This window comes from Costertonia aggregata, assembly GCF_013402795.1.
Lineage (GTDB): Bacteria > Bacteroidota > Bacteroidia > Flavobacteriales > Flavobacteriaceae > Costertonia > Costertonia aggregata.
Map to the genome: position 1 here is coordinate 3,519,722 of NZ_CP058595.1, position 12,018 is coordinate 3,531,739.

Annotated in this window: 8 protein-coding genes; 6 read left to right on the plus strand and 2 right to left on the minus strand. The window is 35.0% G+C overall.

The features are described 5' to 3' along the window. Nucleotides 1–46: 46 nt before the first annotated feature. The 6 genes from HYG79_RS16160 (at nt 47) to HYG79_RS16185 (ending at nt 10,622) form a co-directional block, all read left to right on the plus strand. Nucleotides 47–2,440, plus strand: coding sequence for a penicillin acylase family protein (locus HYG79_RS16160; protein WP_179243098.1), 2,394 nt, complete (start codon nt 47–49; stop codon nt 2,438–2,440). A 66-nt stretch (nt 2,441–2,506) separates the two neighbouring features. Beyond that, the gene (locus tag HYG79_RS16165) at nt 2,507–3,331 is read left to right on the plus strand and encodes a hypothetical protein (protein ID WP_179243099.1); all 825 of its coding nucleotides are present in this window, start codon (nt 2,507–2,509) and stop codon (nt 3,329–3,331) included. Further along, complete coding sequence (locus tag HYG79_RS16170) at nt 3,328–6,096, plus strand: carboxypeptidase-like regulatory domain-containing protein (RefSeq protein WP_179243100.1); 2,769 nt, start codon at nt 3,328–3,330, stop codon at nt 6,094–6,096. Before HYG79_RS16165 ends, HYG79_RS16170 begins: the two co-directional genes overlap by 4 nt. Nucleotides 6,097–6,153: 57 nt before the next feature. Beyond that, nucleotides 6,154–7,266, plus strand: coding sequence for a DUF4249 domain-containing protein (locus tag HYG79_RS16175; RefSeq protein ID WP_179243101.1), 1,113 nt, complete (start codon nt 6,154–6,156; stop codon nt 7,264–7,266). A 78-nt stretch (nt 7,267–7,344) separates the two neighbouring features. Continuing rightward, a complete protein-coding gene (locus HYG79_RS16180; protein ID WP_179243102.1) occupies nt 7,345–9,054 on the plus strand; it encodes a hypothetical protein in 1,710 nt (569 codons plus the stop codon). A 32-nt stretch (nt 9,055–9,086) separates the two neighbouring features. Then, nucleotides 9,087–10,622: a YifB family Mg chelatase-like AAA ATPase gene (locus HYG79_RS16185; protein ID WP_179243103.1), complete on the plus strand. Its 1,536-nt coding sequence runs from the start codon at nt 9,087–9,089 to the stop codon at nt 10,620–10,622. Between the two features lie 155 nt (nt 10,623–10,777). Here the strand turns inward: HYG79_RS16185 and HYG79_RS16190 are convergent, their stop codons facing one another. Then, nucleotides 10,778–11,596, minus strand: a complete 819-nt coding sequence (locus HYG79_RS16190; protein WP_179243104.1) for a hypothetical protein — start codon at nt 11,594–11,596, stop codon at nt 10,778–10,780. A gap of 94 nt (nt 11,597–11,690) precedes the next feature. Next, nucleotides 11,691–11,984, minus strand: coding sequence for a hypothetical protein (locus HYG79_RS16195; protein ID WP_179243105.1), 294 nt, complete (start codon nt 11,982–11,984; stop codon nt 11,691–11,693). Between the last annotated feature and the right edge of the window lie 34 nt (nt 11,985–12,018).

Consider the following 12,018-nt stretch of genomic DNA (forward strand, 5'->3'; position numbering starts at 1 on the left):
CCGGCACTTTTGTACAGTAGTCTCTTAAAACCGTGAAAAAATATACATGAAAACCGTGAAGAAAATAGGTAAGGTGCTTTTGGTTCTGTTTTTATTGTTGATAGTTGCAGGTGTTTTTTTTGTTTATCATATGAAACCTGAGTATGATGGGGAAAAGCGATTAGTGAATCTTTCCCAAGAGGTAAAAGTGTATTACGATACCTATGGGATTCCCCATATTTATGGGGAAAATGAAATCGACGCTTTTCGTGCCCTGGGGTATGTACATGCACAGGACAGGCTATGGCAAATGGAATTATTACGTAGAATTGCGAGCGGTGGACTCTCCGAGGTTTTTGGACCCGACTTGATCGGTACCGATAAGTTTTTCCTGTCCATTGGAATAGATGAAGCGTCTGAAAAGACCGTCTCCGACCTTGACATGGACAGTGAAGCTATACAGCTGTCCATCGCTTATTTGGACGGTATCAATCAATTTATAAAAGATGGGCCAACACCACTTGAATTCTATTTGACGGGAATCAAAAAAACAGATTTCTCGTTGAAAGATATATTCAATACTGCGGGCTACATGGCCTTCAGTTTCGCCATGGCCCATAAGACCGACCCCTTTTTGACCAATGTAAAAGATAAATTGGGAGTTGATTATTTGGCGGATTTAGAGATAGTGTCCAATGTGAATACGGAATGGATCAAAAACTATAAAAAACCAAAAAAAGATTCAATCGGTAACAACATAACGGCAATGGTTACCGAGGCCTTGGGTAAATTAAACATACCGTTGTTCGAGGGAAGCAACAGTTGGGCCATAGCACCGGAAAAGACCAAAAACGGAAAAGTGATCTTTGCCAATGACCCTCATATTGGTTTTGCCCAACCGTCCGTTTGGTATGAAGCGCATTTAGAGACTCCAACATATTCCAAATACGGATATCACATTGCCGGGGTTCCCTTCCCACTTTTGGGGCATAATAGAGAATTGGCCTACGGTCTAACAATGTTCGAAAACGATGATGTTGATTTTTATTACGAAGAAATACATCCATCCAATGAAAATCAATATAGAACCAAAAACGGATGGGCGACATTTGAAACAGTCAATAAAACCATAAAGGTTAAAGATTCCGGTGATATTTCGTTCTCCTACAAGAAATCAAAGCACGGGCCTATTTTGAACGGAATTGCAGATCAGATAAAAGGTGACAGGCCTATTGCTATGTCCTGGATCTACACACAAATGGAAAATACCATTATAGATGCGTTTTATGAGATGGCCCATGCTCAAAACCTGAACCAGTTTACATCAGGATTGCCCAAAATACATGCCCCGGGACTTAATATTATGTATGGAGACGCACAAGGCAACGTAGCATGGTTCGCAACCGCCAAGTTATACAGTATTCCGGATAGTATCCATACGAAATTTGTTTACGAACCAACTGAAGGTCTGGAAATCAATAAACAATATTTGGATTTCCCCAAAAATCCCCAAGCGATAAATCCACCATGGCATTATGTGTATTCAGCGAACAATCAACCGGATTCTATTGCAGGTATGCTGTATCCGGGATATTATTTACCCGAGAATAGGGCAAAACGTATAGTAGCGTTGTTAGAACCCAAGAATGATTGGGACCTAGAGGCCACTTCAAATATGATTACCGATGTGACTTCTACGGTCAATACGTTGGTCGTTAAAGATTTAATAAAAGAGATAGATGTCAAGAAGCTTACCGATGATCAAATTCAGCTTTTAGACAGGTTAAATATATGGCAAGGGGATTATCCTTTGGAAAGTACCGAAGCCACGTTCTATACACGTTGGATTTATTATTTCTTGGAAAGCACTTTTAAAGATGAGTTAGGGCAAGAAATGTTCGATGCGTTTTTAAATACCCATTTGCACAAGCGGCTCATTGCCCCAATGGCAAAAAAGAACCATTCAATTTGGTATGATAATGTAGAAACCAAAGACAAAGTTGAAACTAAAAAAACGATTGTTCACAATGCTTTTGTTCAAAGTATTACCTCTTTGGAAAAAGATTTGGGAACAGAAACAACACAATGGACATGGGATAAAGTACATACTTTGGAACACGGCCATCCCATAGGTCAAGTAGATGCTTTGCGTTCTTTTTTTAATGTGGGGCCTTTTCCCGTAGTGGGTACAAGGGAAGTTATAAACAACATGGCATTTGGGTATGGCGATTCGGGAAGCTATAATGTAGCATCCGGACCATCTACCCGCAGGATAATCGATTTTTCGGACGTGGAAAATAGTATCAGCATTCTACCTACGGGACAATCGGGAAATCCATTTAGCAAGCACTACAAAGACCAAGCAGAAATGTTCATTAATGGCAAGTTTAGAAAAATGATGATGAATAAAGAGGAGATTCATAAAAACGCTGAGTATGTTTTGGTTCTAACCAATCATTAATCGTGTGATTTAAGTGCAAACTATTTTAAGATTGAATAGAATCTGTTTAACAAAATTTTATGAGATTTGGATTTTATAAAGGCTAATTTTAAATTCTATACCAAACTACAAGTGAAACTATTGAAAATCGTACGCATACAACCTTATAGAATTTGCCTCGTTTTAATTATTACAACATTAGTATGTCCATTATTTGGTAAGGCTCAGGATAATACTGTCTCAAATAAAAAATTATATACTATATTCGATGATGTTACAGGTAGCGAGAATACAGCTCTGTACAATGGAATTTTGTTTATCGATGAATATAAAGTAATTAACGATAAACACAGGTTTTGGAGTTCTCCAGATTTTATTATTGGAGAAATAAAATACGATAATCAGATGTTCTTTGAACAACGATTGAAATATGATCTTTTCGAAGATGAAGTTTTAACGAGTCCAGAAAACACATCTTCCGCTTTATTGCTACAACTCAGAAAGAGTAAAGTAGACCAATTTGTTTTAGAGGGACATAAGTTTTTAAGGATTCATGGAGATAGTGGGACAAAACGTATAGATTTAGGTTTTTGCGAACTTCTCGCCGAAGAGAATTCTATATTTTTATTGAAAAAAATAAGAAAATACAAATCTGAAAAAAAGAATACGGAATTTCGATATAACGAATTTTATGAAAGTGAAGATTACTACATAAAACAAAATGAAAATATATACCCTGTCAACACTAAAAAAGAGTGGATATTATCGTTTTCAAATAGCAAAAAATTAATAAAGAATTTCTTTAAAGATTATTACAGGTTAAGAAAAATCAATAAAGATTCATTTACAAAATTAATCTTTGATCAAATAACTTCTCAACCATCTACAGAAATGTCTTTAAAAGAATTATGAAAATAAAATTAGCCACCCTTATTTCGATTCTTTTTTGTAATCTTTTAATTTCTCAGGAAGTAGAAGAAAAATTATCCATTTCATTCGATAATATTTCCAAGCCTGATTTATTAAAAAAATTAGAAAATAAAACCAACTATAGTTTTTTTTACAATAGTGATTGGTTTGAAAAAGATTCAATTTCTGGAAACTATCAAGATATTCAAATAGATGAGCTTCTTGATACCATCTTTTCAACAACCAATATAAATTATTTCCTTTTTGAAGGAAATAAAGTTATACTAACTAACAACAATATAATTTATGATGAATTTCCCGAGCGCTTTTTCGGGATTGACAATAATGATACCAATAAAATAAAAAAGACTTACAGAAAGATTGCCCCAATTTTCTATGAGGAATCAAAATCTAAAGTTTCTCAAGATAGTAGAATTTACAGAGTAGGGAAACAAAATAAAAAAAATAACCAAAGCTTTTTCTCGTTGTCCGGCTATATAACCAAAGATGGATTAGCAGAACCAATAGACGGGCTGTCAATAAGAGTTAAAGGTGAAAATAAAGGAACAATAACCGATTTAAACGGTTTTTATGAAATTAAGCTTAAGCCCGGACTAAACACCCTTGAAATGAGGGCTTTAGGTATCGAAAAATCAGAAAAAAAAGTTGTAATTTATAATGATGGTATACTTAATTTTAAGCTCAATGAAAGTCTTGAACAGCTAGATGAGGTAACTGTAAGTGCTGATATATTTGGCGATGTTGAAGAAGTTATATCAGGAACCGAACAAATAGATATTGAGGAGTCTAAAAATATTCCCTTGGTATTAGGGGAAAGAGATGTGTTGAAGGTGGCAACAGCTTTACCTGGTATTACAACAGCAGGAGAAGGTGCTGCTGGATTTAATGTAAGGGGAGGGAGAACTGATCAAAATCTAATATTATTTGATAATGCGGTTTTATATAGTCCGCAACATTTTTTTGGTATTTTTTCTGCTCTTAATCCATTCGCTATTGGTGAGTTCAATATTTATAAAGGTAATATACCTGCAGAATACGGGGGCAGACTTTCCTCTGTATTCGAGATTAAATCAAAAAATGGGAATACATCAAAATTCTCAGGAGAAGCATCTATAGGTCCCGTCACAAGTAATTTAGTTTTAGAGATTCCCGTAGTCAAAGATAAATCTTCGCTTTTGTTGGGTGGGAGAGGTGCATATGCAAATTGGATTTTGAGATCTATTGATGAGGAATCATTAAATAATAGTCAAGCTTCGTTTTACGATTTTATGGCTAGCTATAGCCATACTTTTAATGATAAAAACAATATAAAGGCCACTGCATATTTAAGCAGGGATGATTTTAGTATCACCTCTGATTCTCTTTTTATCTATTCAAATAAACTAATATCGTTAAATTGGAATCACAAGATTAATGAGAAAAATACGGCAAGTTTTACATTGTCTAATAGTGAATATGATTTTAATATTGAGTTTGATAGAGGTGAGAATGATGATTTTAATTTAAACTATACAATTAATGAAACAGGTTTAAAAATGAAGTTCAATTACTTACATAGCTCTAAATTGAGATTTGACTATGGGATTGAAGGCAAATTATATGATGTAAAACCAGGTAGTATTGAAGGTTTGAGTCAGACATCCATAATTGAACCTTTAACTATTGAGAAAGAAAGGGGACTTGAGTCCGCAGGGTTTGTTTCTGGTAGGTATGATATAAATAAAAAATTGTCAGTTGATGCAGGTTTACGATATTCGTTTTATGCAGCCTTGGGAGAAGGGTCTGAAAGACTTTATTCAGCTGGAAGCCCTAGAAATGAAGGAACGGTCGTTGATACTTTGTTATATGACAACAATGAGATAATTGAAGCCTACGGCGGTCCGGAATTTAGATTGGCCGCTAGATATTTAATTAATCCTGATTTATCTATTAAAGCTAGTTATGGTAATACAATTCAATACATTCATAGATTGACTAATAATACCACGGTTTCGCCTATAGACACATGGAAATTGTCAGATGGAAATATTAAACCGCAAAGAGGCAGACAATTTTCCCTTGGTGCCTTCAAGAATTTTGATTCAGGATTATATGAAATAAGTTTAGAGGGCTTCTATAAAAACAGTGATGATATCCTCGACTTTAAAACAGGTGCAGATTTGTTGTTAAACGAAAACATAGAGACCGAGGTCATACAAGGAGAAGGTAAATCGTATGGATTAGAATTTTTGATAAGGAAAAACAAAGGAAAGCTAAACGGTTGGCTAGGTTATACTTACTCAAGATCCTTTATAAAATTCGACAGTCCATTTTCCGAAGAGAGGATAAATAATGGGGAGTTTTTCCCTTCTAATTTTGATAGGCCACATGATATAAGTTTGGTGACCAACTACAAATTTACCCGTAGGTTCAGTCTTTCTGCGAACTTCGTATACCAAACGGGAAGGCCGGTTACGGTTCCAGTAGGTACATTCAACTTTAATAACGCCGAGTTTTCGGTTTTCAGTGATAGAAACAGTTTTAGAATTCCTGATTTTTATAGGATGGATTTTGGTTTTAACATCGAAGGGAACCATAAGCGTAAGAAATTTGCACATAGCTTTTGGACTATATCTATTTATAACGTGCTCGGACGTAACAATCCATTTTCTGTTTTCTTCTTAACGGAAAATGGAGAAGTAAAAGCCGTTCAAAGTTCAATTTTTTCAATACCGGTACCATCAATCACGTATAACTTTAAGTTTTGATAGATGAAGAGATTGTTTAGAGTTTTTGGGAACACAGTTTTAGCAATAATGTTTTTTTTGAATATTACTTGTACTGAGCCTTTTGAATTTGAGCCAGAGGATTTCGAGAATATTTTAGTCGTTGAGGGTAATATAACCGATGAATTTTCCACTAAAGAAATAACACTTTCTAGAACATTTGACTCCGATGAAACACAAAGGCCTGAAAATGGTGCACAGGTTACCGTAGAGGACGACATAGGTAACGTATTTAATTTTCAAGAGCAAGGTACTACAGGAAAATATCTGTCTCAGATAGATTTTGAACCACTACCTGATAGAACCTATATTCTACGTATCACAACCTCGTCCGGTAACTCGTACTCATCCGCTGCAGTCTCACTACCTCCCAAAGCTGAGATACAAGATTTGAAAGCGGTAAAAACTACTCAAGACGGTGTCGAAGGTGTTTCAATTTTGGTAAGTAGTCAGGGTGTCGATGGTATGTCAGGTTTTTATCGGTATACTTACGAAGAAACGTATAGAATTGTTTCTTTTTTCAATCCTACCAAAGAATTGGTTGTTGTTTCTGAAGACCCGCCAGAATTGGAATTGGTAGACAAAACAAGGGAGGAAAGGATATGCTATAAGACAGTCGCATCTAATGCTGTATTTACTGCTAATTCTGATAGTTTTGGAGCAAATAGCGTTGATAACTTTCAATTAAGATTCATAGAAAGACTAGATAGGATTGTGACAAGCAGATATAGTATTCTGGTAAGACAATTTTCACAATCAAGAGAAGCCAATACATTTTATGAAAATTTAAAAGAGTTTTCGAGTCTAGAGAATTTATTCTCTCAAACCCAACCCGGATTTATAACTGGTAATGTTAGTTCGGATGATAATCCTAATGAAAAAGTTTTGGGTTTCTTCGAGACGACAAGAGTTTCATCAAGAAGGATTTTTTTTAGTTTTAGTGATATTTTTGGAAATGGAGTAAGATTTTTACCGGATTGTGAAATCATTGAGCCTTCACCAACAGGCATTGATTTATTTCGTGTCATTAAAAACGGAACTTTCAAGTATGTATCAGAAACGGTAGGAGGTGCGCCTTTGGTAGCACCTACGGCATGTTCTGATTGTACAGTTTTAGGTAGTAATATCGTGCCGCTTTTTTGGGAAGATTAAAATAGCTTGCTTATGAAGATGAATAGTATTTTACTTATGATCTGTTTATTTGTTCAAAATTTAGTTTTTGGGCAAAAGATGGATAATGCGAAAAACTTTTCTTATTTGGTAAACACAATAGGGCAAGAAGAGGTATACGTTCATTTAAACACTTCCTTTTTTTTAGTAGGTGAGTATATGTATTACAGTATTTACACGAAAAAGGCCAGTAATAATCGATTGAGTGATTTAAGCAAAGTGGCCTATATAGAACTTGTTGGCGAAAATGGTCTAAAAGTTTTTAAGCACAAGGTATTTTTAGTGGATGGTCTAGGTCAAGGTGATTTTTTTCTTCCTGTATCTGTACCGTCCGGTAATTATAAGCTTATTGGATATACCCAATGGATGACTAATTGGGGTATTGATTCTTTTTTTCAAACGGATGTTGTTGTTATAAATCCATACACTAACGATCAAAAAGCCCTTCTTCCAGATTCAGCAGTTTTGGACGGTTCTCTAGTTGCCAAAGAAAATCCTAAGAATAGTAATCGGTTCAGTGACTTAAATATGGCTAATACCATAAAATTGGATATTGATTCTAAGCAATTTTCCAAACGAAAAAAAGTAGCTCTTAAATTAAGCACCAATGAACTAGATTTTTTGAATGGAAACTATTCAATTTCCGTTAGGAAAAAGGATAGTATTTTGCTTTTTGGTAAAACTAATCCGCACAATGCTCAGCGTAAACGTTCGGAGAATAATGTTTTTAGAGAGGATATTAATTTGCCTGAGTTAAGGGGGGATTTAATTATAGGAAGATTGCTATCTAAAAGCGAAGAAGCGAATATCGAAAATAAGAAAATCTTATTCTCAATACCCGGTGAGGAATATATCTTTAAAGTTTTGACGACCAATGAATTTGGTAGGTTTTTGTTTTCTTTGGACAAACATCTTGTAAACAGTAATGCTATTTTTCAAGTTTTAGGTAGCAACAGTGAAAATTATGAGATTATTTTAGAAGATATTGACACTATTGATTACGATAAAATCAAATTTTCTGATTTCCATTTGAAGCCTATCATGAAAGAACAAATCTTACAACGTAGCATACATAATCAAATTGAAAACGCTTATTTTGAAATTAAGCCCGACACGGTTAAAATTAACGAAGAAAGATTACCTTTTTACGGTAATGCGGATATCGTATATAATTTAGACGATTATACTAGATTCAAGACCGTTAAGGAAACCTTTGTTGAAATTATCTCCAATGTTTGGATAACTTACGATAAAAACGGATCTCCCTTATTGTCCGTTAGAAGTTTACAACCCTTGGAAAATCAAACTGCCTACAAATCATTGGTAATTGTAGATGGTTTAGCATTGAAAGATATTCAACCTTTACTGGAATTTGATTCTAGAAAAATTGAATCAATAAAAATAATAAGGGATAAATATGTTTTGGGTTCTCAGATTTTTCAAGGTATAGTCGATATCCAGACCTTGGAGAATGAATTTAATGAAAATCATAAACCTGAATATTTTAACGAAATTACGTTGTCTAAACCATTAGTGCCTAAGAAGTACTTTAAACAATCATACGATAACAAACAAGCTGATGTTGAAAAAGGCAATATTCCAGATTATCGGCATCAATTATTATGGCTTCCTAATTTTAAGTTCAATTCTAGTAAAGAAACAATAGAATTTTACACTTCTGATGTTACAGGTGATTTTGAAATATGCATTGAAGGTTTTACCAAAAACGGCACCCCGGTATCTCTAAGAGAAATGATTACGGTAGAATAGTATTTCCTTAAATTTGACCAAAACAATAACCAATGCTAACAAAAGTTTACGGCAGTGCTGTTTTTGGGGTAGAGGCCACGACTATTACCATAGAAGTCAATATTGATAAGGGAATAGGTTACCATCTTGTGGGACTGCCCGATAATGCCATAAAAGAAAGTAATTATCGAATAGCCGCTGCCCTTCAAAACAATGGCTACAAAATACCGGGCAAAAAACTTACCATAAATATGGCACCGGCCGATTTACGAAAAGAAGGATCCGCCTATGACCTGACTTTGGCTTTGGGCATATTGTCCGCTTCTGGGCAAATAGCATCCGAAAATATCGACAACTACATCATAATGGGCGAGCTTTCACTGGATGGAAGCCTGCAGCCCATAAAGGGAGCTCTCCCTATCGCCATAAAGGCCAAAGAAGAGGGTTTTAAAGGATTTATTTTGCCTGCTGAAAATGCAAAGGAAGCAGCTATCGTAAACGGATTGGAAGTCTACGGAATCGAAAATATAAGACAGATAATCGATTTTTTTGATGAGAAAACACCCTTAGAAAGAACAATTGTTGACATTAAAGCCGAATTTCAAAAGAATCTTGATTTTCCTGAATTTGATTTTTCCGATGTAAAAGGTCAGGAAAGTATTAAACGATGTATGGAAATCGCCGCTGCTGGCGGCCATAATATCATTTTAATTGGTCCGCCGGGAGCGGGCAAGACCATGCTGGCTAAACGTTTGCCTTCTATTTTACCGCCAATGACCTTGAACGAAGCCTTGGAGGCTACCAAGATACATAGTGTGGTTGGTAAAACAGAAAACATAGGGTTAATGAGCCAGCGCCCGTTCCGTAGTCCGCATCACACAATTTCGAGTGCAGCACTTGTAGGTGGTGGTAGCTATCCGCAACCGGGAGAAATTTCGTTATCACACAACGGGGTGTTGTTTTTGGATGAATTGCCAGAATTTGAGAGGCGTGTGTTAGAGGTCATGCGGCAACCTATGGAAGATAGGGAGGTCACCATTGCAAGAGCCAGATTTGCCGTTACCTATCCTAGCAGTTTTATGCTCGTAGCTAGTATGAATCCCAGTCCTGGTGGTTACTTTAATGATCCAGATGCTCCGGTAACTTCATCTCCGGCCGAGATGCAACGTTATCTGGGAAAAATATCCGGTCCCTTATTGGATAGGATCGACATTCACATTGAAGTGACCCCGGTACCATTTGACAAACTTTCTGAAGAACGTAAGGGCGAGAGTAGTGTTGCTATAAGAAAAAGGGTAACCGCTGCTCGTGAGCTACAGAGTGAACGCTTTAAGGATATGGAAAAAGTGCATTATAATGCACAAATGAACACAAAGCAGATAAGGGAATTCTGCAAATTGGACGATGCTTCAAAAAATCTTTTAAAAAGTGCTATGGAGCGATTAAACCTTTCGGCCCGTGCCTATGACCGTATCCTAAAGGTCGCCCGTACCATTGCCGATTTGGAAAATACAGAAGAACTTAACGGCAATCATATCAGCGAAGCCATTCAATATCGCAGTTTGGATAGGGAAGGTTGGTTGGGGTAAACTGCGTTAAAAACCTTTTATTTCTAACTCTTTTTTAGAATTTTTTTTAATTGAATTTTTTATCATTATTTTTCATGATGAAATTTAATCGTTTTACTAAACTATAATTTGTATGATTCATATTTTCTATCATTATGTTTAATTTTAAGATTAAATTAGTTAACTTGATTCTGTTTATCACGATTTAGCTTTTTTATATTGCTGATAAAATCGGGTATTGAAAACAAAAAACTAATTATAGTTATTACCACTATAACCCACGCAAATACCTGAACTATTGATTCTTTCCTTTCATACCAAGTCATAACCTTTATAGGCAATTCAACTTTATCGTTTTTCCAGTTTTCTCCATTAAAATAAGTTAAAATGAAAGTTAAATAATAATCACCTGGAGTCAATTCATTTTTTGCTTTCAAAATCCATTTATATGGCGGTTGAATCTCTTTATTATTAGATATAGAGTTTTGTTCAAAAACAATACTAGGAGCTTTTTTTTCTGGATTTAAAAATTCTGCGTCATTGAAAAGAGTATGTTCATTGTCTTGTTCATCAACAAGTGTTGATATTAAAACTCCTGTTGTACCATTATTAGAAAAAGGATTTGAATTATTTCCAAAAGTAGACTTGACTTCTGAACTATCTTCATCAAAAATACTGGCTGAAGCTATAGCTAATACTTTTGAGGTTTCAGGATCTATGCGGCCGTAACCCGTTATATAATGATTGATAATGATTACATCTCCTGGAGAAATAGTAGTATTATTAGCATTTAGTATTTGACTGTAAATTCCCGGTTTATTGCTATTTTTTCCATTTTGTATTATTTCAGGGTATGGGATTTTGCTATAATCTTTATCTAAAGTTTGGCTATATGTATTCAAACTAAAGCAAATTATAGGCAAAAAAAGTATTTTGTGTTGAAAGGAATTGAAACCTGTTGAAAATCTAAATACCTTAGTCCATTGCAATCCCATTTAATGATTTTTATAATTGAAATAGTAAATTACATTGAATTCTATAGAATACCGTGAAAATATTATGTATACTTAAACAATTTGTTGCATTCATTCAACTATAAACCGTATTGCTTAGAAGTATGGCCAACGTCAACAAAACCATACCAAAATTGACCAACATCGCAAAGGTTCTTTTTTCGTTTGCGGGCTCCTCAAAACCTTTGACAACAGCAATAGAGCCAATAATACCCAGTACGCCAGAAGTCAAAATGGGCAGGCCAAATAATATTCTGGATAGTCTGGGGTCGTTATTTAGTATAACGGTCGCTATGGCAAATGCCAATAGATACAAAATCCAAATACTTATCTTATACGAGGTTTCGGTATGATTTTTTGTAATGCTCATGGTTTTGGGGAATTAAAATGTATTACAAATTGCT

Coding starts and splice junctions, on each gene's coding strand:
- HYG79_RS16180 (WP_179243102.1), top strand. CDS start 7,345: ATGGATAATGCGAAAAACTTTTCTTATTTGGTAAACACAATAGGGCAA.
- HYG79_RS16190 (WP_179243104.1), bottom strand. CDS start 11,596: ATGGGATTGCAATGGACTAAGGTATTTAGATTTTCAACAGGTTTCAAT.
- HYG79_RS16185 (WP_179243103.1), top strand. CDS start 9,087: ATGCTAACAAAAGTTTACGGCAGTGCTGTTTTTGGGGTAGAGGCCACG.
- HYG79_RS16160 (WP_179243098.1), top strand. CDS start 47: ATGAAAACCGTGAAGAAAATAGGTAAGGTGCTTTTGGTTCTGTTTTTA.
- HYG79_RS16170 (WP_179243100.1), top strand. CDS start 3,328: ATGAAAATAAAATTAGCCACCCTTATTTCGATTCTTTTTTGTAATCTT.
- HYG79_RS16195 (WP_179243105.1), bottom strand. CDS start 11,984: ATGAGCATTACAAAAAATCATACCGAAACCTCGTATAAGATAAGTATT.